At 64.4% G+C, this 23,056-nt stretch carries 20 protein-coding genes; 9 read left to right on the forward strand and 11 right to left on the reverse strand.

Features of this window, described 5'->3' with window-relative positions; translation table 11 throughout:
- Nucleotides 1-66: 66 nt before the first annotated feature.
- The 7 genes from C8E00_RS13615 to C8E00_RS13645 all read right to left on the reverse strand — a co-directional run bounded on the left by C8E00_RS13615 (nt 67) and on the right by C8E00_RS13645 (nt 9,774).
- Complete coding sequence (locus tag C8E00_RS13615) at nt 67-879, reverse strand: ion transporter (protein ID WP_133698071.1); 813 nt, start codon at nt 877-879, stop codon at nt 67-69.
- A gap of 42 nt (nt 880-921) precedes the next feature.
- Nucleotides 922-2,739, reverse strand: coding sequence for an aminopeptidase P family protein (locus tag C8E00_RS13620; protein WP_133698072.1), 1,818 nt, complete (start codon nt 2,737-2,739; stop codon nt 922-924).
- A 3-nt stretch (nt 2,740-2,742) separates the two neighbouring features.
- Complete coding sequence (locus tag C8E00_RS13625; RefSeq protein WP_133698073.1) at nt 2,743-4,323, reverse strand: peptide MFS transporter; 1,581 nt, start codon at nt 4,321-4,323, stop codon at nt 2,743-2,745.
- A gap of 230 nt (nt 4,324-4,553) precedes the next feature.
- Nucleotides 4,554-7,586, reverse strand: coding sequence for a bifunctional [glutamate--ammonia ligase]-adenylyl-L-tyrosine phosphorylase/[glutamate--ammonia-ligase] adenylyltransferase (gene glnE / locus C8E00_RS13630; RefSeq protein WP_133698074.1), 3,033 nt, complete (start codon nt 7,584-7,586; stop codon nt 4,554-4,556).
- 102 nt (nt 7,587-7,688) lie between these two features.
- Nucleotides 7,689-9,164, reverse strand: coding sequence for a sodium:solute symporter family protein (locus tag C8E00_RS13635; protein WP_133698075.1), 1,476 nt, complete (start codon nt 9,162-9,164; stop codon nt 7,689-7,691).
- 2 nt (nt 9,165-9,166) lie between these two features.
- A complete protein-coding gene (locus C8E00_RS13640; protein WP_133698076.1) occupies nt 9,167-9,346 on the reverse strand; it encodes a hypothetical protein in 180 nt (59 codons plus the stop codon).
- Nucleotides 9,347-9,402: 56 nt separating this feature from the next.
- Nucleotides 9,403-9,774, reverse strand: a complete 372-nt coding sequence (locus tag C8E00_RS13645; protein WP_133698077.1) for a diacylglycerol kinase — start codon at nt 9,772-9,774, stop codon at nt 9,403-9,405.
- A 225-nt stretch (nt 9,775-9,999) separates the two neighbouring features.
- Here C8E00_RS13645 and C8E00_RS13650 point away from each other — a divergent pair, with 225 nt between their 5' ends.
- Nucleotides 10,000-10,977 carry an MDR family oxidoreductase gene (locus tag C8E00_RS13650; protein ID WP_133698078.1) on the forward strand — a complete coding sequence of 326 codons (978 nt, stop codon included), beginning with the start codon at nt 10,000-10,002 and terminating at the stop codon, nt 10,975-10,977.
- An 18-nt stretch (nt 10,978-10,995) separates the two neighbouring features.
- On the opposite strand, the gene dacB is transcribed toward C8E00_RS13650, so the two are convergent.
- The 3 genes from dacB to trmB all read right to left on the reverse strand — a co-directional run bounded on the left by dacB (nt 10,996) and on the right by trmB (nt 13,607).
- The gene (dacB, locus tag C8E00_RS13655) at nt 10,996-12,474 is read right to left on the reverse strand and encodes a D-alanyl-D-alanine carboxypeptidase/D-alanyl-D-alanine endopeptidase (RefSeq protein WP_133698079.1); all 1,479 of its coding nucleotides are present in this window, start codon (nt 12,472-12,474) and stop codon (nt 10,996-10,998) included.
- Between the two features lie 89 nt (nt 12,475-12,563).
- Nucleotides 12,564-12,893 (reverse strand): DMT family transporter, encoded by a 330-nt coding sequence (locus C8E00_RS13660; protein ID WP_133698080.1) that lies wholly within the window; start codon nt 12,891-12,893, stop codon nt 12,564-12,566.
- Nucleotides 12,894-12,923: 30 nt separating this feature from the next.
- The gene (trmB, locus tag C8E00_RS13665; protein ID WP_133698081.1) at nt 12,924-13,607 is read right to left on the reverse strand and encodes a tRNA (guanine(46)-N(7))-methyltransferase TrmB; all 684 of its coding nucleotides are present in this window, start codon (nt 13,605-13,607) and stop codon (nt 12,924-12,926) included.
- A gap of 253 nt (nt 13,608-13,860) precedes the next feature.
- Here trmB and C8E00_RS13670 point away from each other — a divergent pair, with 253 nt between their 5' ends.
- From C8E00_RS13670 to C8E00_RS13700, 7 genes are all read left to right on the forward strand, one after another.
- A complete protein-coding gene (locus C8E00_RS13670; protein WP_133698082.1) occupies nt 13,861-15,801 on the forward strand; it encodes a beta-ketoacyl synthase in 1,941 nt (646 codons plus the stop codon).
- An 81-nt stretch (nt 15,802-15,882) separates the two neighbouring features.
- Entirely contained in the window at nt 15,883-16,386 is a 504-nt protein-coding gene (gene coaD / locus C8E00_RS13675) for a pantetheine-phosphate adenylyltransferase (RefSeq protein ID WP_133698083.1), read from the forward strand.
- Between the two features lie 11 nt (nt 16,387-16,397).
- A complete protein-coding gene (locus C8E00_RS13680) occupies nt 16,398-16,646 on the forward strand; it encodes a YfhL family 4Fe-4S dicluster ferredoxin (RefSeq protein ID WP_133698084.1) in 249 nt (82 codons plus the stop codon).
- A 111-nt stretch (nt 16,647-16,757) separates the two neighbouring features.
- Nucleotides 16,758-18,113 (forward strand): MATE family efflux transporter, encoded by a 1,356-nt coding sequence (locus C8E00_RS13685; RefSeq protein ID WP_133698085.1) that lies wholly within the window; start codon nt 16,758-16,760, stop codon nt 18,111-18,113.
- A gap of 66 nt (nt 18,114-18,179) precedes the next feature.
- Nucleotides 18,180-19,490 (forward strand): short-chain fatty acid transporter, encoded by a 1,311-nt coding sequence (locus C8E00_RS13690; RefSeq protein WP_133698086.1) that lies wholly within the window; start codon nt 18,180-18,182, stop codon nt 19,488-19,490.
- 108 nt (nt 19,491-19,598) lie between these two features.
- Nucleotides 19,599-20,105 carry an acyl-CoA thioesterase gene (locus tag C8E00_RS13695; protein ID WP_133698087.1) on the forward strand — a complete coding sequence of 169 codons (507 nt, stop codon included), beginning with the start codon at nt 19,599-19,601 and terminating at the stop codon, nt 20,103-20,105.
- A gap of 83 nt (nt 20,106-20,188) precedes the next feature.
- Nucleotides 20,189-21,193, forward strand: a complete 1,005-nt coding sequence (locus C8E00_RS13700) for an ion transporter (RefSeq protein ID WP_133698088.1) — start codon at nt 20,189-20,191, stop codon at nt 21,191-21,193.
- An 11-nt stretch (nt 21,194-21,204) separates the two neighbouring features.
- Here the strand turns inward: C8E00_RS13700 and C8E00_RS13705 are convergent, their stop codons facing one another.
- On the reverse strand, nt 21,205-22,242 hold the full coding sequence (locus tag C8E00_RS13705) for a hypothetical protein (protein ID WP_133698089.1): 1,038 nt from the start codon (nt 22,240-22,242) through the stop codon (nt 21,205-21,207).
- 162 nt (nt 22,243-22,404) lie between these two features.
- Between C8E00_RS13705 and C8E00_RS13710 the strand changes: the two genes are divergently transcribed.
- Complete coding sequence (locus C8E00_RS13710; RefSeq protein WP_133698090.1) at nt 22,405-23,010, forward strand: LysE family translocator; 606 nt, start codon at nt 22,405-22,407, stop codon at nt 23,008-23,010.
- The last annotated feature ends 46 nt before the right edge of the window (nt 23,011-23,056 follow it).

The raw sequence follows: 23,056 nt of genomic DNA on the forward strand, positions 1-23,056 counted from the left end.
CCTACGCGTCTCATGCCACCAATAATTTGTTAGCATGATAGCGATAGGCAAGTTCAATAGTAGGGCTCAATCCTCGCAAGGCGCCTGCTTCCCCGCGGCATGACGCTCGGCCGCTGCCTCGTCACGAGCGTCGAGGGTACGCTTCAGCGCCGCGACTTCGCCGTGCAGGCTGTCGATCTGCCGCGAGAGATGCCGCATCATCTCGCGGTCCGCCTTGTGCTGTCGCGACTCCTGCGCGCTGTCATCGGACACCACCAGCGAGCCGATGTACGCCGCGAAACTCCCGAACAGCCCCACCCCGCCGACCATGAGAAAGACCGCCACGACCCGGCCCAGGGTGGTAATCGGGTAATAATCGCCATAGCCTACCGTGGTCACCGTCACAAAAGCCCACCACAGCGCTTCCTCGGCGGTGTCGATGGGGCTTTCCGGGTGTGGCGACTCGACCAGCAACATGGTGATCGCCCCGAACGCCACCAGCAGCAGCGTCGCCGTCGCCGCCGACGCAAACACCCCTTCGGCGCGATTGCGAAACAACACCCGCCAGATCATGTGCACGGACTTCACCGCGCGGATCACGCGCAACATCTGCACGACGCGGAACAAGCGCGCCCCCTGGAACGGCCCCGGCGGGATGCAGGCCAACAGGTCGAGCCAGCCCCAACGCATGTAGCGCCACTTGTTGGGGGCGGCGCGCAAGCGCAGGCAGAAGTCCACGAAGAAGAATCCGCACACCACCCAGTCCATATAGCCCAGCAACCGCGAGACTTCGGCGGGTAGCGTCAGGAACAGGTCCGCCAACAAGGCGCCGATCACATAGAAAGACAGCACCAGCACGATGAGCTGGAACGGGGTAATGCTTTCTTGCCTGACCGCCATGTGCTGCTCCTCGACTTCCCGGATTTCATCCACGCCTACGCACTACCGAGCGATGGGCGCCGTACGCTGCTCGAGCCAGTCGCGGGCTTCGCCGTCGACCTTGGGCATCAGGCGCCGGCGAACCTCGTCATGGTAAGCATTCAACCACTCGACCTCCGTATCATCGAGCCGCGACATGTCGAGGGCGCGGGTATCGATGGGACACAGCGTCAGCGTCTCGAAACGCAGGAAGTCGCCGAACTCGCTGGCCTCGGCCGGGCGATTGACCACCAGGTTCTCGATACGCACGCCCCACTGTCCCGGCCGATAGACGCCCGGCTCGATCGAAGTGATCATGCCGGGCTGCATGGCCGTCTGCGGCGTCGACGACGCGTACCATGCGATGACCTGCGGGCCCTCGTGGACGTTCAGGAAATAGCCCACGCCATGCCCGGTGCCATGGCCGTAATCGAGCCCCGCGGCCCACAGCGGCGCACGGGCGATGGCGTCCAGTTGCGGCGAAGGGATGCCGCGCGGGAACGGGGCACGCGACAGCGCGATGGTGCCCTTGAGCACCCGGGTGAAATCACGCCGGTGTGCCGCGTCGATCTCGCCCACCGGTACCACGCGCGTGATGTCGGTGGTCCCGCCCAGGTACTGGGCGCCCGAATCGATCAACAACAGGCCATCGCCTTCGATGACCGAATGCGCCGCCGGGGTGGCGTGGTAATGCGGTAGCGCGCCATTGGCGTTGAAGGCCGCGATGGTCGCGAAGCTCCGCGAGACGAAGCCATCGCGGCGCGCACGCTCGGCGGTGATCCGCTCGTCGACATCCAGCTCGGTGACCGTCTCGTCGCTGGCCAATGCGTCTTCCAGCCAGGCGAAGAAGGCGCACAACGCGGCACCATCTTCTTCCATGGCGTGGCGCACATGCGCGATGTCGCGGTCGCTCTTGCGACTCTTGGCCAGCGTGCTCGGCTGCATGGCCTCGACGACGGCCTCACCCGCCGGCACCGCTTCCGTCAGCGCCAGGCTGACCCGCGCCGGATCGATCAACAGGCGCGCATCGACGGACAACCCTGCGAGACGCTCGGCCACCAACGCGTAATCGGCCACCTCGATGCCGTCGTCGGCAAGTTCGCCGACCAAGGCGTCATCCAGCTTGTCCGGGGCGACGAACAGGGTGGCACGCGTCGCCTCGACGAGCAGGTGTGACAAAAACACCGGATTGAAGTCGACATCCGCCCCGCGCAGGTTGGTCAGCCAGGCAATATCATCGAGGGTCGAGACCAGGTGCGTGTCCGCGCCTTGGGCCGCCATTTCCTCGCGCAACGCCGCCAACTTGTCGCGCCGCGCGGTATCCACGTAAGCGCGCGGGTGGGCGCGCACCGGCGCCTCGGGCAACGCGGGGCGGTCCGGCCAGATGGTATCGAGCAGATCCCGATGGCCTTCCCAGCGGATCGCTTTCGGCGCCAGATGCGTTTCCAACTGGCGCACGCTGGCCGCCGACACCACCGCGCCGTCGAATCCGACGGTGGCACCCGCCGGAAGCTGCTCAGCGAGCCACTGCATGGGCCGCTGCGCCTGACCGGGCTGGAGTTTCATCAGCTCGATGCCGCTGCCCGCCAACTGCTGCTCCGCCTGGACCCAGTAGCGACTGTCCACCCACAGCCCGGCCGCCTGCTGGGTGACCACCAGCGTGCCCACTGAGCCGTCGAAGCCCGATAACCAGGCACGGCCTTGCCAATGCTCGGGCAGGTATTCGGAACTATGCGGATCGGAAGACGGCAACCACCAGGCATCGACGGCGTTTTCGTGCATGGCCTCGCGCAGCGCGGCCAGGCGGGCGGCAGGTGTTCGGGGAGATTCACTCAGCGGCATGACTCAGGCTCCAGTGGTAGCGTTAGAAGACGAAGCACCGGCGGGGTCGACGGTGGGATTGCCTTTCAGCATACGCTTGATGAACGGCGTCAGCAGCGCCAAGACGATGGCACACAGCACCAATGCCACCGCGCAACGGCCGAACAGTTCCGGCAACTGCTCCAATTCCTCGGCATTGACGTGCCCGCCGATCAACCCGGCAACCAGATTCCCCAAGGCCGAGGCGGTGAACCATAGCCCCATCAGCTGGCCGCGCAGCTTGGTCGGCGCCAGCGCGCTCATGGTCGACAGCCCGACCGGGCTCAGACACAGCTCGCCGATGGTCAGCAGCAGCAGGCTACCGGTGATCCACAACGGCGACACCTGCTCGACCCCACCGGCCACGCGCATTGCCGCGAGCATCATCAAGGCAAAGCCGCCGGCCGCGAACAGCAGTCCCAGCACGAACTTCACCGGGCTGCCGGGTTCCAGGCGACGCCGCCCCAGCGCCGGCCACAGCCAGCCGAAGAGCGGCCCCAACAGGATGATGAAGACCGGATTGAACGACTGAAACCACACGGTGGGAATTTCCCAACCGAACAAGGTGCGGTCGGTGTAGTCGTGGGCGAACAGGTTATAGGATGTCGGCTGCTGCTCGAAGGATGCCCAGAAAAATGCCGCCGCCATGATCAGGATGAAGCACACCACGATACGCGCGCGTTCCTGCTTGTCGAGCCCGTTAAAGCCGAACAGATAGACGAAATACCCGAGCGCACAAACGATGATGACCGTGGTCATGGCCTCAGCGATCGCCACCGCGTTCAAGGTAATCACGCCGTTCGCCACCAGGGCGATGAACCCCGCCAGCGCAATCGCCAAGCCGGCCACATAGTAGCCCACGCCGCGGCGGTGGACCGACGGCGCATCCCAACTGGCGGCACGCCCGCGCAGACTGTCGGCACGGCGCATGGCGGGAATCGCCGACAAGCGGAAGATCAGCAGGGCCAGCAGCATGCCCAGCCCGCCGATGCCGAAACCCCAGTGCCAACCGTACTCGCGCATCAACAAGCCGGTGAACAGCGGCGCCATCAGCGCGCCGATATTGATGCCCATGTAGAAGATCGCGAAACCGCCGTCGCGACGCACGTCGCCCTGGTCATAGAGACTGCCCACCATCACCGAGATGCATGACTTGAACAGCCCCGAGCCGAGCACGATCAACACCAGCCCGATGAAGAACCAGGTCGCGCCCCAGACGGCGGAAAACGCGATCGACAAATGGCCCAAGGCGATCAGGACCGAGCCATACCAGACCGCGCGGCGCTGGCCCAGCCAGTTGTCCGCCAGCCAACCGCCGGGCAGCGCCGACAGATAGACGGCACCGGCGTAGATCCCGACGATGGCCGAGGCGGTCTCACGCGTGAAGCCCAATCCGCCCTCGAATACCGTGGCCGCCATGAACAACACGAGAAGCGGGCGAATGCCGTAGTAGGAGAAACGCTCCCACATTTCGGTAAAGAATAACGGTCCCAGTGCACGCGGGTGACCGGCGAACCCCTGGTCGTCTCCCGAGCGGGGTGATGCTACATCCGTGGTAGAGCGCATTGACTGTCTGCCTCGTTGAGAACTTTTCAGGTTGTGCCTGACATTCGCCGCGCCTTGTGAGCGGTGGCGAAACAAAACGGCGATGGCACGTATGCCATCGCCGGGGGCGGACTATAAAACCTCCACACGAATGATCAATACCCAACTTTTGTCGTACTAACCATTTATCGGATTATCATGAGCACGAAAAGTAACTACCTGTTACTGCGGAGGCATGCCGGCAAGGCGAATCAACGCGTCTCATCGTCTTCCTGCATCCACTGCGCCCAGATGGCACGGACCCGACGGCGATGCTCATCGATATCGGCAATCTCGACCTGGCTGCCGGCCTTGGCCAGCGAGGCGCGATGACTGATACCGCGATAGGTGAGATAGGCCTCGCGCAGCTCGCGTGCCTGCTCGGCAGGCAGGCGGCCGACGCTTTCCAGCGTCTCGAGGATGCGCATGTTATCGCTGAAGGCCAGCATCTCGGGCGTCTCGGCACCCAGCGCCAGGACGGCATACTGGCAAAGGAACTCGATATCCACCATGCCGCCGGGATCCTGCTTGAGATGAAACGTTCCCTGACGCCCGGCCTGATCGCTGCTGCCCAGGTGCGTGCGCATCTTGCGGCGCATGGCGACGACCGCCTCGCGCAAGGTGTCGGGGTCGCGGGGCTGACTCAGCACCTCGCGGCGCGCTGCCTCGAAGCGCTCGCACAATGCCGGATTACCGGCAATCGCGCGTGAGCGCACCAGCGCCTGGTGCTCCCAGGTCCAGGCCTGCTGGCGCTGGTAATCGGCGAAGGCCTCGAGCGTCGTCACCAACAACCCCGCATTGCCGGAAGGACGTAGACGCATGTCCACCTCGTAGAGTGCGCCGCTGGGCGTCATGGCCGTCAACAGGTGGATGATGCGCTGGCCGAGGCGCGTGAAGAAGACCGTGTTATCGAGGGCCTTGGCCCCGTCCGTAGCGCCTTTGGGATCGGCATCATGCAGGAACACCAGGTCCAGGTCCGAACCATAGCCCAGCTCGATGCCGCCCAGCTTGCCGTAGCCGATGATCGCGAAACTGGCGTCATCGCGCATGCGTTCGCCATCTCGGCGCGCCGGGTAACCGTATTTGCGCGTGACATGGGTCCAGGCCATCGCCAGCACTTGCTCGAGAATCACCTCGGCGATGAAGGTGAGATAATCGCTGACCTTCATCAGCGGCCGCGCGCCGACGATATCCGAGGCCGCGACGTGCAGCACCTGGGCATGCTTGAAGATACGCAGGGCGTCGAGCTGGCCTTCCTCGTCGTCCTCGGGGATGCGCGCCAATGCCTGACGCAGGTCATCGGCGAGTTCGTCCTTGTCGGCGGGCGAGTACAGCGTGGCGGGGTGCAGCAATTCATCGAGCAACACGGGGTGGCGCGCCAGTTGCTCGGCGATCCATGGGCTCGCGGCACACAGGCGGATCAATTGGCGCAATGCATCAGGGTTCTCGCGCAGCAATGCCAGGTACGCAGTGCGCCGCAGTACCGCCTCGATCAGCGGCAGGACACGCTCGAGCGCGACATCCGGCGCGCGACTCTCGCCGACGGCCTCGAGCAGCAATGGCATCAGGGCATCGAGCCGTTCGAAGCCGATGCGTTGCATGGCCGCCACGGCACGCGACCGATGCAAACCGGTAAGCCGCTTGAGGGTCGCCTCGGGCGCCTCGAACCCCAGCATCGTCAGCGTCTCGCGGGCCTCCGCCGGGGTCAGTTCCTCACGCCAGAGCGCGCCCAACTCCTCGCGTGAGGCGTCTTCAGGCATGCTTTCCTCAGCGCTTTCGTCATCGGGCGGCGCGATGACGGCATCGAAATGCTCACGCACGCGTCCGCGCGCTTCCTCGAGACGCCCCATCAGCGCCGGCCAGTCGGCCATGTCGAGCGCCAGCGCCAAGCGTTCGCGCCCCAGATCATCCTCCGGCAGGGTCTGGGTCTGACGGTCCCGCTGGGCCTGCAAGGCATGCTCGAGGTCGCGCAGGAAGGCGTAGTCGACGCGCAGCGTGTCGGTCACCTCCGGTGGCAGCAACTCCAGCGTTGCCAGGCCGCGCAAGGCCTCGGCCAACGAGGTGAGCTGCAGCTCGGTATCGCGCCCCCCACGAATCAGCTGAAACGCCTGGACCACGAATTCCACCTCACGGATGCCGCCGCGGCCGAGCTTGATGTTGTCGGCCATACCCTTGCGTTTCACTTCGCGATTGATGAGGCGCTTCATCTCGCGCAGCGATTCGATGGCGCCGAAGTCCAGGTACCTGCGATACACGAACGGCCGCAACGAGGCGAGCAGTTCGGCGCCCGCTTCGAGATCGCCGGCTACTGGGCGCGCCTTGAGCATGGCGTAGCGCTCCCACTCGCGCCCTTGGTCCTGGTAGTAGCTGGCCAGGGTCGCGAAACTGCCGACCAGCGGGCCGCCATCGCCGAGCGGACGCAAGCGCATGTCGACCCGGAAGGCAAAGCCTTCGTCGGTGACCGCATCCAACGCGGCGATCAGTTTCTGACCCAGCTTGGTGAAATATTCCTGGTGCGAGAGCTCGCGGCGGCCGCCCTGCGTCTCGTCGTCTTCGGCGTAGGCGAAGATCAGATCGATATCCGAGGAAAGGTTGAGCTCGCCGGCCCCCAGCTTGCCCATGCCCAGCACCACCAACCCCTGGGGCGATCCGTCGCCACGCGGCGCGGGCGTTCCCCAGCGTGGCGCATAGTGGCCTTCCAGCCAGCTCAGCGCCCCCTCCAGACAAATCTCCGCCAGCTCGCTGACGGCACGCGCCGTGGCCCACATGCCGGCCTCACCGGTCTGACCGCGCGGCGCACGGCACAGGTCGCGCCATACGATCCCCAACATGCGCAGCCGTCGAAAGCGCCGCACCGCGGCCTGCATGGCGGCCTCGTCCTCGGCGGCATCGAGGCGTTCGGCGAGCTCTGCTTCCCAGGTCTCGCGCGGCGGCGCCTCATCCAGTTCGCCCTCGGCATCCAGCACCGGCAACCAGCCGGGATCGCGAGCCAGCGTCTCGGTGGCGAAATCGGACAACGCCACGACACGCGCCAGCTCGGCGCGGCGCATATCCGAGAGCGCCAACCAGGTGGCACTCGGCATCTCGTCGATATCGGCATCCGCATCGCGCGCCGAGCGCTGCGCCTGGGCAACGCGATCGGCCATGCACAACGCATCGTCGAGCCGCTCGGTGGCTTCACCCAGCGCTTCATGCAACGGCGCGGGAATATCGGCGTCGGGTAGGAATCCTTCGTGCAGGGCCATGACACTCTCCTGGAACGTCCCGGCGTCAAACGCCGGGGCAAGCGTGATACGCCCCAGCTTAGCGGAGCTGATCGCTAGGCAGAAGCCACCCGACGGGTAATCTCATCGCCGCCATGGCAAGGCCCGCTCGGCGGTCGCGATGAAGGTGTCGGCGGTACGCCGCGGCGCGGCCGTGCAGACACTGACCGCCACGAACAACGCCGCCGCCACGGGCAGCGCCCAGATGCCCGGGGGCCAGCCCAGCGGCGTGGCCCCGGTCGCGTAGAGCCCCAACACCCAGACGCCACCGCCCAGCATGCTGGCCAGCGCGCCCGCGGCGGTGCCACCGCGCCAGAAGAAGGCGCCGATCAAGGCCGGCACGGTGACCACTAGCCCGGTCGAGGCGGCCACCGAGAGCACGGCGATCAAGTCCAGGCGCAGCTCGGCGAAGCCCAGCGCGAGCAGCGCGATCACCGGCAACACGACCTTGCCGGCGCGCAGTTGACGCCGCTCGTCACCGCCACCACGGGCCATGGCATAGACGTCACGGGACAACATCGACGACAACGTCAGCATGATCGAGTCGATGGTCGACACCGCCGCCGCCAAGATCCCCACCATCACCACGACGCCTAGCACGGGTGGCACGTGCGCGGAGGACAGCAGCCTCGGCGTGGCCAGGTCCGAGTTCTCCAGATCGGGGAATGCGATCAACGCCGAAAAGCCCCACAGCACCGAGACGGCGGTATAGACCAGCCCGAAGCACAGAAAACCCAGCAGCATGCGTCGCATGGCCTGAAGCGAGGCCGGCATGAAGAGGCGCTGACTGACCTGGGGGTTCGACAGGCTGAAGAAGAACCAGGGAATCGTCAGGCCCAGGAAGGTCGCCGGCGTGAAAAGCCCCGAGCCCGGCACGGTGAGCGCCTCGGGATGTTCATCGGCGAGGGTCGCGAACAACGTCTCGAAACCACCCAGTGAGGCCACCACCAGCAGCGCCACGGCCGTCGAGGCGACGATCATCAACAGCGCCTGCAGCGCGTCGGTCCACATCACCGACCGGATGCCGGCGATGAACGTGAAGAGCAGCGCCAAGGCCGTGGCGACCACCACCCCCGTGGTGAAGCCGATCGTACCGTCGGTCATCCCGCTGAGCAGGTATCCCACCCCGGCCAGTTGCACGGCGGCATAGGGAATCAAGAAGAGGCTGCTGACCAGCGCCATGACGACGGCCACGGCGCGGTTCGCGTAGCGGTGGCCCAGCATCTCGCTGGGCGTGACGAAGCCGAACGCCTTGCCCACCGCCCAGAAACGCGGCCCGAAGATCGCCACCAGCGACACGCCGGCGAAGTAGATGATCTCGAACCCCAGCGCCCCCACACCGCCGGCATAGGTCAGCCCCGCCAGCCCGACCATCATGAAGGCACTGTAGGTGGTCGCGCTGTAGCTCAGCGCCGAGACCAGTCCGCCCACCCGGCGTCCGCCGAGGAAGTAGCCCGCCATGTCGGGCACCTGCGGACCGCGCTCTCGGGAGCGCCAGGCCACGCCCAGTGCAATCAGTGCATACAGGATCACCGCTCCCCACACGAGCGTCGGCGTCATGCTCATTTCTCCTTGAACGCAGCGGTGACGAGCAGGTTGAGAACGATCACGGCAAGACCGATCCCCGCCCAGAAGAGCATGCTGCCGTACCAGGCCTGGACATCGCGCAGCAGCGTGTAGGGAACGACGACGGCCGCCAACACCAGCACGCCGAGCAATCCAAAACCAACGCGTCGGAACATGGAACACCTCACACGAACGCTGAATGTGACCAAACCGGTATCATCGGCCACGACGTTCAGCCGAAAAACTTTTGCCAGGCCAGCAAGCCCCAGGTCAGCCCCGCCATGATCAGCGAGATCATCACCGCCGCCGACCCAATGTCCTTGGCCCTGCCGGATAGTTCATGATGCTCGGGCCCGATACGGTCGACGACGGTTTCCACCGCGCTGTTGAGCAATTCCACGATCAGCACCAGCGCGCAACTCCCCACCAGCAGCAACCATTCCACCGGCGTGGCACCGATCCACCACGCCAGGGGCAAGAGTATCACGCAGATCCCCAGTTCCTGGCGAAACGCCGTTTCATTGCGAAATGCGGCACGCAGCCCCTTGAGCGAATAAGACGTGGAATTGGTCAAGTGACGCAAACCGGTATGGCGGGATTTCATCGCGCTCGGTCCTCAACTAAGGGTTCTCGATGGCCGACACGCAATGGCCAGGACGGCAACGCACACGGCGCCCGAGATGGTAACAAAGGGGCAGTCCAAGGCAACGCCGAGCGAATCACGGACGGTATCCCGCAAAGGTCGCGTTGTCGACACTCGCGGCTCAACGCTACGCTAATGATCCCGCGCTCGCCGCAGCGCTCTCATCCCACTTCGCAGGAGCCTCCCATGCCCCGTGCCCTCATGCTTCATGACGACACCCCGCGCGCACGCCTCGAAACGCTCGATGAAAGCCAGTTGCCGGATCGTGAGGTGCGCGTCGCGATCGATTATTCGGACCTTAATTACAAGGACGCCATGGCGGTTACCGGCCAGGGCAAGATCGTGCGCGATTATCCCCTGGTACCGGGCATCGATTTCGCCGGCACGGTGACGGATTCCACGGATGCGCGCTTCGCCGCCGATGATCGCGTGATCCTCACCGGCTGGGGCGTCGGCGAACGCCATTGGGGCGGTTTCGCCGAGGCCATGCGGGTCGATGCCGATTGGCTGATTCCTTGCCCGCAACCGCTGAGCACCCGACAGGCCATGCTCTTCGGCACCGCCGGACTCACCGCCATGCTGAGCGTCATGCGACTTAAAGAAGCCGGCCTGAGCCCCGGTGACGGACCGGTCGTCGTGACCGGCGCCAGCGGCGGTGTGGGCAGTTGGGCGGTGGCGATACTCGCCCATGAAGGGTTCGAGGTTCACGCCGTCACCGGCAAATCCGAGCAGAGCGCCTGGTTCGAAGCGCTCGGAGCCCACGCCATTTTGCCCCGCGCCGACTTCGAAGCCCGCGGCCGTCCGCTGGAATCGACGCAGTGGGCGGGCGCCGTGGATACCGTCGGCGGCCAGGTGCTGGCCAACCTCCTGGCGCAAATGCACTACGCGGGAAGGGTCGCCGCCGTGGGGCTGGCAGGCGACGCCGCGCTTCCGACCACGGTGATGCCCTTCATCCTGCGTGGCGTGTCGCTGCTCGGCGTGGACAGCGTGTATATCCCGTTCGACCGGCGGCGCGCGGCATGGCAGCGCATCGCCGCCCTGCCCAATGCACTACTGTCACACATGCATGTCGAGGAAATCGGCCTCGACGACGTGGCCGATCGGGCCCACGCCATGCTCGAAGGACGCACTCACGGGCGGGTACTCCTGGATCCACGGCGCTAAGCCAATAGGCGTGGCCTCTCAATGCGCCTGGATCATGTCCGTCAGATCCGCCGCTACCAGAGGCAGCACCTGCCGCCAGGCGAGATACGGCGTTTGCGAGGTCCCGTTGACCAGGGCCGCGAAGCTTCCCCAGCGCCCGGTCCGGGTACGAAAGTAGCCGGCCACCGCGCGCACCGTGACCGGTTCGTTAAGCGTGCCGGTCTTGAGCATGACATGCCGCTGGAAGGTGTCGCTGCCACGGCGGATGAAGTGCATGGGGCCGTTGGTCGGCAACTGCAGGCCCGCGACAAAGGTTGGAAAAAGCGCCGGGCGCTGGTACATGTTCGCCAGCAAGGCATTGACGCCACGCGCCGAGACACGATTTTCCGGCGTCAGGCCGCTGCCACTGAGTAACCTGGGCCTGCCGTGCCCCGGCAGGCGATCGGCAAAACGCTCCAGCACCTTGCCGGCATCGAGCAGGCTCGCGCCCGGCGCATCCACCAGGTCAAGCGCCAGCGTATCGGCCATGAAGTTGTTGGAGTAGTTGAGCATGCGCAGCAACAATTCCTGCAACGGCTTGCCATCTACCGCCGCCAGGCGCTTGGCGGTGGCCGGCGGCGAGGTGGTACTGATCGCATAGCCTTCGACCTCGATCCCGGCCTGTCTCAACAAGGCCATCAACGTCTTGGCGGTTTGTTCGGCAGGCTCGGAACTGGCGCGATAGATTTCACGCGGGAAGCTGCCGCGAGCGATCTGGCCGTTAATGCGCAGCACATCGCCCTGCGCATCGCTCACGCGCTGGGCACTCAGGCGCGTATCGCCGCCGCGCGGCACGGTTTCGACGTCGTTGTCGATCCGCGTCAGGGGCCTCACCGTGGCGCAATCGCTGATGGAGGCCGCGTCGCCGACGGCATTGCCGGGCTTGACCCGATTGCACCAGCTACCGTAATTCACCGCCGCCGAGGACAATAAGGCGCTGTAGGCATTGTCGGAATGCGTGCGCGCCTCGCAACGATCGGTAGTCACGCAGGTCACCGGCCCGAAGCGCCACTGGCTGATCACCAGTTGACCATCGACGGCACGCACGCCGCGTTCGCGCAGGCGCTGCACCAGACGCCACAGGTTCTCGCTGGTCAGGGCCGGGTCGCCGCCGCCATCGAACACCAGATCGCCCTGCAAGACGCCTTGTTCATCAATCTCACCGGTCGAGACCAACTGCGTGGTGAAACGATGCTGCGGCCCCCAGCGATCGAGGCTCGCAGCGGCGGTGTAGAGCTTGGTCACCGAGGCCGGTGACAGCCGCCGCGTGGGAGCAATCGCCCCCAGGCTTTCGCCGCTACCCAACAACTGTGCCTGGGCGCTGATGACGAAGCCCTTATCGGCCAGCGTGGCAAGGTTGTCGAAACCATCGGCCTGCGCGGTCAGCGGCAGCCCCATCATGACCAGAAGCGTGAACGCACGACGTCCGGCACGCTGCACGGCGCGCGGACGTCGGCAATGGAACAACCTACTCAGCATGAGATTTTTCCTTCCCTGGACGAACGTACATCGTCCGCCAGACTAGCAGGGCGCCTCCTCGAGTGCGATGTCGACATTACGCCCCTGGCCTAATGTGACGACATGCGCGAGAACACCTGAATGACCACGACACCGGCAATGATCAGCCCCAGGCCGAGAATCGCGGGCACATCGGGTTTCTCGCCATACACGACCACCCCGATCAGCGTGACCAGCACGATGCCGAGTCCGGCCCAGAAGGCGTAGGCAATGCCTACCGGCAACTCGCGCAGCGCCAGGGTGAGCATGTAAAACGCCAAGGCGTAACCCACGATCACGGTCACGCTCGGCCACAGGCGCGTAAACTCCTGGGATGCCTTGAGCGCACTGGTGGCCACGACCTCGGCAACGATCGCGATGGCCAAAAACACATACACCATATTCGGTCTCCTGAAGGCCCGTATCGCGCGTCATGTGGGCAACAACTCGGGGCGATGCGCCAGTGTCACCTCGAGGCGCCAAAGCGCCTGGCCACTGGCGTGGTACTTATGTTCGAAGGGGGTGAGGTACTCACCCGATGGCTCGCAGGGCTCGAGATGCGGCTCGCGTCCCGTGGCCTGAGTCAGCGCCAGAGCCAGCTCCTCAAGATAGAGTCGCCAGTTGGAACGTGCTTCCAGCACGCCGCCAAGCCCCGCCAGGGCCGGAAACACCGGGTGCCCATGCCAGCGCATCTTGAGGTGGGCTGCCTTGGGATAGGGGTTGGGATAGAGCAGGTAGTGACGTGCCGGCTGCCAGCCCTCTTGCAGCGCCAGACGCCAGAAATCCACCAGATCCGCGCGTACCAGCAGAGCATTGTCGGGCAGTTCGCCGTGCTCACGGGAGAGGCGATCGGCGCTGCGATCGATGCCGATCACCGCATGCCCGGGAAAGCGTCTGGCCAGGCGCCGAGTGGAAAGCCCCACGCCACAGCCGGCGTCGAGAATCAGCGGCTTGTCCTGCTCATGCAGCCAATTCCTGGCCGCACCGAATGCCATCCGTGTGTGCGATGCCAGCGGCTTTTGCCAAGGATGAGTCAACGCCCGCGACACACGCCGCGGCAGGTCCTCGTGCGGCGCGGTCTGCTGGGTAACGATGGCGCGGGAATTGGCATGCATGGGCGACTCGGCAGACAACTGAACGACGCACCATTCTAGCAGACTGTCGGGCGAGAAAATGCGGCCCCGACAAGAGAGTGGCCGCGGCCCGTGCACGGGCCGCGCGGGGCGCCGTTTCGGAGACACCGGCCGGCGTCACATGACGCCACTCGCACCCGAGTGCTATCATCTTCGCCCAGACTCATTAAGGCTCCGCGCGCCGCCTGGCGCGAGGAGGCGCGCCATATCGGCCGACGCGTGCCGGCCACGATTCATGACGCATCGTCATCCACAGCATTACGAGGAACGCGGCTTGTCACAGTTACCGGTGATCGTCGGCATGGGTGGTGTTAACGCCGCCGGCAGAACCTCGGGCCACCAGGCTTTTCGCCGAACGATTCTCGACGCCTTGCCCGACACCCTTCAGGCACAAACCATCCTGGCCCTGGCCGCCATGATGCAACTCGTTTCGCGGGTGGACAGCGGCGGCTGGGAAAGCCCCCAAGGCGAGATTCTCAGTGACGACGACGTCGTCGCCCGCTATCGTCAACACGTGCTCGATCATACGCTGATCCGACGTATCGAGGACGCACGTTTCAACAGCGAGGGGATTCCCGCCAACCGCGCCGCGCAGCTTGATATAGAAGCGCCGCTGGCGTTTCGCGTACGCCGTCGCCAGCTTCCCGACGACGTCCCCGCCACCTGGCAGGTGCGCGACGTCGACAAACGAACAGTGGAAGTCATGGTGCCGCCGGGGGCATTGGACGTACTGCTCCCCGAGCGCCGTAGCGCCCAGGTGCGCTCGGCCGGGCAACTGCCCAGCGGCTTTTCGCCGAATACACTTTATCGCAGCGTGCATCACCCGCGCGGCCTGGCGATGACCATCTTCGGTGCCTCCGATTGCCTCGGTCAGAGTGGCCTGGACTGGGCGGCGCTGCGCAACCGCCTCGATCCGGACGCCATCGCCGTCTATGCCGGCAACTCCATCGGCCAGCTCGATACCGAAGGCTGGGGCGGACTCCTGCAAAGCTTCGTGACCGGTCATCGAGCGACGTCCAAGCAGATGCCACTGGGTTACGGGCAAATGCCCGCCGACTTCCTCAACGCTTACGTGCTGGGCAGCGTCGGGGCCACCGGCGCCGTGCTCGGGGCCTGCGCCAGCTTCCTTTACAATCTGCGCCTGGGACTGGAAGACATTCGCAGCGGCCGGCGGCGCGTGGTCATGGTGGGCACCAGCGATGCACCGATCACCCCGGAGGTCGTCGAGGGCTTTCGCACCATGGGCGCGTTGGCCGATGACGAAAGCCTCAAGGCGCTCGATGCCCTGACGTTATTGACCGACAGCGACTATCAGCGCGCTTGCCGGCCCTTCGCGCGCAACTGCGGCTTCACCATCGCCGAGTCGACCCAGTTCCTGCTGCTGATGGACGATGCCCTGGCACTCGAGACCGGCGCCCAGATTCTCGGCGCGGTACCCGATGTGTTCGTCAATGCCGATGGCTGGAAACGCTCGATCTCCGCGCCAGGCATCGGCAATTACATCACCCTGGCCAAGTCGGTGAGCCTGGCGCGGGACATGCTCGGCGAAGAAGCGGTGCGCCACCGCAGCTATCTACACGCGCACGGCACCAGCACGCCCAAGAATCGCACTACCGAATCGCACGTGTTCGACATGGTGGCGCGCGCGCATGGCATCGAGGCCTGGCCGGTGGCCGCCATCAAGGCCTTCGTCGGCCATTCGCAAGGCGGCGCGGCGGGTGACCAGCTGGCCAGTGCCCTGGGGACCTTCGCCCACGACGTGATCCCCGGCATCGCCACGCTCGATGCGGTGGCCGATGACGTCTTCGCCGAACGCCTGCGCTTCTTCCGTGATCCGCTGCCCTTCGAAGCCGACGCGGCCTTCATCAATGCCAAAGGCTTCGGTGGCAACAACGCCACCGGCCTGGTCATCTCGCCCGCCGCCACCGAGCGCCTGCTCGCCAAGCGTCACGGTCAGCGCGCCATCGATGACTGGAAGCACCGCCGCGAAGCTACCCTGGCGGCGTCCGAAACGTACTTGGCGACGTCCGACAGCGGCCGTTTCGATGTCACCTACCGCTTCGGCGAAGGCGTTCTCGAAGGGCCGGAGCTCTCGATGACGCGCGACGCCTTGCATATTCCCGGCTTCGATCAGCCGGTCTCGCTGGCGGTCGACAATCCCTACGGCCGACTTTAATCGGCCTGCTCGGTCGGCACACGATTGCTGCCGGCCATGGGCAACCACTACCCTGTCGGTATCTCGACACAGGATGCACCCATGAATATCGTGGTCTATCCCGGCACCTTCGATCCCGTCACCCATGGTCATTACGATCTGATCGAACGCGCCGCTCGCATGTTCGACAAGGTCGTGGTGGCGGTGGCCGCAAGCCCGCGCAAGCAGCCCGCATTGTCGCTGGAGACCCGCGTTGCCCTGATCGAAGAAATCACCGCCGATCTCGACAACGTCAGCGCCCTCGGCTTCGACGGGTTGCTCACGCAACTGCTGGATCAGCAAGGCGCACGCATTATCCTGCGCGGATTGAGAGCGGTATCCGACTTCGAATATGAGTTACAATTGGCCAATATGAACCGGGCACAGGCACCTCATATCGAGAGCGTGTTCCTGACCCCTGCGATCGAGAACTCGTATATTTCTTCCACCATCGTGCGCGAGATCGCGCGTCTCGGGGGAGATGTCTCCAAACTCGTGCATCCTTGCGTGGTCGAGGCACTGAGCCGACATTTCGCCCCGGACCCATCGCCGCCCAAGACGCAGTAGAGGACACTTTCATGGCCCTGATGATCACCGACGAGTGCATCAACTGCGACGTCTGCGAACCCGAGTGCCCCAATGGCGCCATTTCCCCGGGTGAGGAGATCTACGTCATCGACCCCAACCTGTGCACCGAGTGCGTCGGTCACTATGACGAGCCCCAGTGCCAGCAGGTCTGCCCGGTGGACTGTATCCCCCTCGATCCCGAACGCAGCGAAACCCACGATCAACTGATGCACAAGTATCGCCTGATCACCGCCGCTTGAGCGCGGCGGCGCACGATACGCAGCATCGACGGCCCGCACGCGGCAGGATCCCGGCATCCTGATGCCCGCGCGGCTCCCGGCGTGAACGCCTAACGCAACCGATACAACTCCGTGTCCTCATCACGTACTTCGCCGCGTATCTGGCCGCTTGCATGGCCGATCATTCTGTCCAACATCACCGTCCCGCTGCTGGGATTGGTGGATACCGCCGTGGTCGGCCATCTGCCGGACTCCCGCTACATGGCCGCCGTGACCCTCGGCGCCATGCTGTTCAGTTTCCTCTATTGGGGGTTCGGTTTCCTGCGCATGGGCACCACCGGTCTGACCTCCCAGGCCGTGGGCCGCGAGGACGACAGCGACATACGCAACCTGCTGGGTCAGGCGCTGTTGCTGGCACTCGGCATCGGCGTGTTGCTGATCCTGCTCGCCGAGCCGCTGATCGACATCGGCCTCTACCTGCTCGACGGCAGCGAAGCCGCCATGTCACTGGCAGCGAGCTATGCCCATATTCGAATTCTGTCGGCCCCGGCGGTAATGGCCAATTACGCGATTCTCGGCTGGTTCCTCGGCCAGCAGAATTCGCGGGTCACGCTGGCGATCATGGTGTTGACCAATAGCGTCAACATCGTCCTCGACCTGGTGTTCGTGATGGGGCTGGGCATGACCAGCGACGGCGTGGCCTGGGCCACGGTCATCGCCGATTACACCGCGCTGACCGCCGGCCTGTGGTTGGTGATGCGTCAACTGAAGCTGCTCGAGGGGCGCTTCTTGCGCCAGCGCCTGCTGCGCCTTGGCGCCTACTCGGCGCTTTTTCAGGTCAACCGACACTTGTTCGTGCGAACCCTGGGGCTACTGTTCGCCATGGCGTTCTTCACCGCCCAGGGGGCCGACCAAGGCGATACGGTACTCGCCGCCAATGCCGTGCTGATGCAATTCATCATGATCACCTCCTACGCGTTGGATGGCTTCGCCCACGCCGCCGAAGCCTTGACCGGCCGCGCCGTGGGGCGCCGCGACTGGCCGCTTTTTTCGAGTTCGGTGCGCGCGGCCGCCCGTTTCTCGCTGATCACCGCTGGCGTCGCCATGGCGGCGTTCGCCTTCGGCGGCGACTATCTGATCGCCCTGCTCACCGATCTACCGGACGTGCGCGCCACGGCAAGGGACTATCTGCCCTGGATGATCGTCATGCCAGCCATCGCGGTGTGGAGCTATCTGCTCGACGGCGTCTTCATCGGGGCCACCGCAACCCGCGAAATGCGCGATACCATCCTGCTGGCACTCGCCGTCTATCTGCCGGTGTGGTGGCTCACCCAGCCATTGGGCAATCATGGCCTGTGGCTCGCCTTCACCGCGTTCACCCTGGTGCGTTCGGCAAGCCTCGCCGCCGTCTACCTGCACTATCGACGAACGCGCTGGACAAGCACCGCGCCGTCCACCTGCGACCAAGGGATACAGGACCAAGGTTGAGTGATCGTGGATCCCCGCGAGAGGTTATCGTTGTCTCCACGACAACGATCTCTAGGGGAGTCACTCATGCTGAAAACGCTGTCTCGCCCCGCGGTGCGCCTCGTCGAGCGCTACCTGCCCGATCCTTACATTTTCGTGTTGATCCTGACCCTGGTCGCGGCTGTCGCGGCCATGCTGGTCGAGCAGCAGTCGCCGTTGGCGATCATGCGCTATTGGGGGGACGGCTTCTGGGGACTGCTGTCCTTCTCGATGCAGATGCTGCTGGTGCTGGTCACCGGCTTCATGCTGGCCAGCAGCCCGCCCGTCAAACGCCTGCTCGACAGGATCGCCGGCCTGGCCAAGGGACCGGCCGGCGCCATCCTTCTGGTCTCCCTGGTTTCGCTGGCCGCCAGTTGGATCAACTGGGGCTTCGGCCTGGTCATCGGCGCTCTGTTCGCCAAGGCCCTCGCCAGACAGGTCCGAGTCGACTATCGCCTGTTGATCGCCAGCGCCTACTCGGGCTTCGTGGTATGGCACGGCGGCCTGGCTGGTTCGATTCCGTTGACCATCGCCACCGAGGGGCATTTCACGGCGGACCAGATCGGCGTCATCCCGACCTCCGAGACCATCTTCGCCTTCTTCAATCTGGCCATCGTGTTGGCGATGTTCATCGCCGTGCCGCTGGTCAACCGGTTCATGCTTCCCGACGAGCGCGATAGCGTCTACATCGACCCTGCACAACTCGACGACGCCCCGCGTGACCTAGGCCCCGCCACGCGTCCTGCGGAACGCCTGGAGAAGAGTCCCTGGCTGGCGTGGCTGGTCGGCATCCCCGGATTGCTGTTTCTGCTCGACTACTTCGTGCTCCGCAATGGCGGCCTGAACCTCAACGTGGTCAACTTTCTGTTCCTGTCCCTGGCCATCGTGCTGCATCGCACCCCCCGCAGCTTGCTGGACAGCTTGCACGAGGCCATCAAGGGCGGTACCGGCATCGTCATCCAGTTCCCCTTCTATGCCGGCATCATGGCGATCATCATGCAGTCCGGGCTGGCACAGACGCTTTCCGAGGGATTCGTGGCGATCTCGAGTGCCCAGACGCTACCTTTCTGGTCGTTCATCAGTGCCGGCATCGTCAATCTGTTCGTGCCTTCGGGAGGCGGGCAATGGGCCGTCCAGGCCCCGGTCATGCTGCCTGCTGCCGCCTCGCTGGGCGCGGATATCCCTCGCGTCGCCATGGCGGTCGCCTGGGGCGATGCCTGGACCAATCTTCTACAGCCATTCTGGGCGCTCCCCATGCTGGCCATCGCGGGGCTCAAGGCCAAGGACATCATGGGCTTCTGCCTGATTCAGTTGGTGGTGACGGGCGTCATCATCGCGCTCGGGCTGACCGTTCTGTAAACCGCCCCCGCCGAGGCGCCGAAAAGCAGACGGAAGCGACAAGGCGGGGCAAAACATGGTACATCTTGCGCCTCTATTCATTCCTCGACCTCAGTAGGACTGTGACCCATGGCGCCTGACGACCTTCCCCGCCAGCATGAGCTCACCATGACGGTGCTGATGACCCCTGACATGGCCAACTTCAGCGGCAAGGTGCATGGCGGTGCCATCCTCAAGAAACTCGATGAGGTGGCTTATGCCTGTGCCAGTCGCTATGCCGGCTCCTACGTGGTGACGCTGTCGGTGGATCAGGTACGCTTCAAGCAACCGATCCATGTCGGCGAACTGGTGACGTTCCTGGCGTCGGTCAATCATGTAGGGCGTTCCTCGATGGAGATCGGCATCAAGGTCGTCGCCGAGTCGATTCAGGATCGCGTGATTCGCCACACCAACAGCTGCTACCTGACCATGGTGGCCGTCGACAGCGAGGGCCGGCCCAGCACTGTGCCGCCACTGCCACTCGACACGCCCATGGCCAAGCTGCGCTTCGAGAAGGCCGAGCTCCGCAAGAAGATGCGCAAGCAGGCCGAAGAGGAAGAGAAACGCGCCCAGGCGCATATCGACGAGACGCCCTGACGTGACACCGGGAAACTGATAGCGTGGCGACATGCAGGACGCATGGCGCCGCTTCTGGCCTGACGCCGCCGACGGAGAATTCGATGAGCGCAACTTCCAATGCCGGCTCGCGCCGACGCGAGCGTCTCTATCTCGCCTGGGACGTGGCCATCGTGGTGTTGGTCTCGGCGAACTTGTTGTTGCTGCTCGTCGATAGCCTGTTTCTCTTGCCCCCCTTGAATGCCGGCTTCGAGGCCCTGGCGCCGAGCCTCTACCGGGCCTATGACAGCGTCATTCATCAGCATTTCATGACCATCGACCTGGTCTTCGTGAGCATCTTCCTGCTCGATGTTCTGGCCGGGTGGGCAGTGGCCATCGCCGAGCGCCGCTACGCACGCTGGTTCTTCTATCCGTTCGCGCACTGGTACGACGTACTGGGGTGCATTCCGGTCAGCGGTTTCCGCATCCTGCGTGTATTGCGTCTCATGTCACTGGTGATTCGCTTACAGCGCATGGGCGCAATCGACATCCGCCAGTGGCGTCTATATGGCTTCTGCGAGCGTTACTACCGTGTGCTCATGGAGGAGCTTTCCGACCGCGTGGCCATACGCCTGCTGGGCAGCCTCCAGGAAGAGGTCCAGCGCAGCGACGATTTCACCAAGCGCCTCTCGGAACAGGTGATTCAACCGCGCAAGGCCGCACTAGTGGACGAAATCGCCAGACGCCTCGAGACCACCGTCGACAAGAGCTACGCCGAGAACCATCAACAGGTGCATCGCTACGTGGCAACGCTGGTCACCCGCACGCTCGAGGAAAACCAGGAGCTCTCACGCCTGAGACGCCTGCCCATGGGCGAACAGGTGGCCCATGCCATGCAACGCAGCCTGAGCGACGTCGCCAGCCGCGTGGTCCACGAAGCCATCGATGGACTACGCTCACCGCGCTTCAAGAGTCTCATCGGCGACCTTGCGGGCAGCGGCATCGACGCCTGGCTACAGGTCGACCAGCGCACCGACCGCGTCACCGAGCAGGTGTTGATCGAAACGCTGGAAATGCTCAAGGACGAAATCGCCGTTCAGCGCTGGAAGGACGACTTCGACCTCAAGTGAATCGTCGTCCGTCAGGTGAGCCGCAGGATAGTATACGGCGCCTCGCAGGCGTGACGTTCGTCGCGCTCATCGATGCTACCCAGCGACATGTCGCGGTCGTTGTCGTAGGCCACGAACAAGCGCTCGCTATCCAGCACTGCCAGGCCCTCGGCCTTGTGCTCGAACTCCAGGACGTCATCCTTCACCGTTCGCACCAGCTCGGGCGCTTGGCCCTCGCTGAAACCGGCGAGCGACACCACCCATAGATAACCGCCGATGCGCGATTCGCCCGCTTCCTCGACCTCGAAGCTCGTCATCAAGAACAGACGCCCGTGATGGGGATCGTATTCCAGACTGGATAGGCCGCAATCGAAACGGACCTCAGGATGTTGTCGGGGGGAGAAGCGATAGAATTCGCGTAGCTCGTCGATCAGTACCAGGTTGCCGTGCTCGTTCACGGTGTAATGCGCGCCCACGACACGGCACACGTACTCGAAATCCTCGTGCGAGCGCCCCTGCTCGCGGACACCGAAGAGCAACAGCCCGTCGCCACGCTCGCCGGGCACCGCCGCCAGCCCCTCGATCTTGTAATACGGCTCGCCGATGGCACCGTCGAGCTTGTTGCGCAGCTCCAGCGAGCCTTCGACGCCATCTCGCGGGTCAGGGTCGACCACTTGCACTCGTTCGGGCTCACCCAGCGGCCAGATCAGCAGATGGTTATAGGCGTTGAGCGCGTGGCTTTCCATGTCGATACGATCGAATCCCGTAGTCGCCAGCACATAACCGCCATCCGCGGTCAGCGCGAAATCCTCGTACTTGACCGCTCGCTTGATGGCGTCGGCAGTCAAGTAGTCGAGTTCGCTGTCGTCGGGGCCGGCGTCGGTCATGGGCACTGAAAACACCGCTGAGCGTGTCTCGCCGGGAATCGATTTGTCGCTGGCCAGAATCAACCGCTGACCATCATAGACCACCGCCGATACCTCGACGTTGACCACCTCGCCGTTTTCATCACGCAGGCCGGTGGGAAAACAGTGCAGCGTTCCTTCTTGCAGCACTTCGGCATTGGCCATAAAGCCTCCTTGATCGTGTTATGCAATGACACTGACTAGCGTAACGCGAAATCCACGTACGATCGCAACGTAGCATGATAACTTGCGGTAGCGGCATCCGACCGGCAAGCTGATCGTCTGCATGGGGCATGACGCTCCCGGCGATGACTACATGAGGACGACATGCTGGAAGGATGGGCGGCGCTCGGTCCCGCCGCGCTTTACATGATTTCAATGAGTATCACGCCGGGGCCCAATAACGTCATGCTCACCGCCTCGGGCGCCAATTACGGCTACCGACGCACGTTGCCGCATCTTCTGGGGATCGCAGTGGGCTGTTTCGTGTTGTTCACGGCCATCGCCCTGGGGCTGGGGATCATCTTCGAGCGCTATCCCGTAGTGCAGAACGCGCTACGCCTGATCGGCAGCGCGTACTTGCTGTATCTGGCCTGGAACATCGCCACCGCACCACCGCCCGAATTCCGGGACGACAGCGACGCGCGCCCACTGAGCCTATGGCAAGCCGCGGCCTTTCAGTTCGCCAACCCCAAGGCCTGGGTCATGGGCTTGGCGCTGATGGCCGGTTTCCTTCCCGAGAGCGGCCCCATATGGCTGAATGCCTTACTCTTGGCCGGGCTCGCCGAAATCGTGGCCTTCCCATGCATCTCGCTATGGGCCGGGTTCGGCATGGCCATCCGCCACTGGCTGACCACGCCCCAGGCCTGGCGGCGTTTCAATATCGTCATGGGCGTGCTCACCGCCGCCTGTGTGTTTTTCATCCTTCGCTAATCACGCGGCATGCTCTAGCGCGAGTCAATGCGACGCCCAACGCATT

It is taken from the genome of Chromohalobacter marismortui (assembly GCF_004364315.1).
GTDB lineage: Bacteria > Pseudomonadota > Gammaproteobacteria > Pseudomonadales > Halomonadaceae > Chromohalobacter > Chromohalobacter marismortui.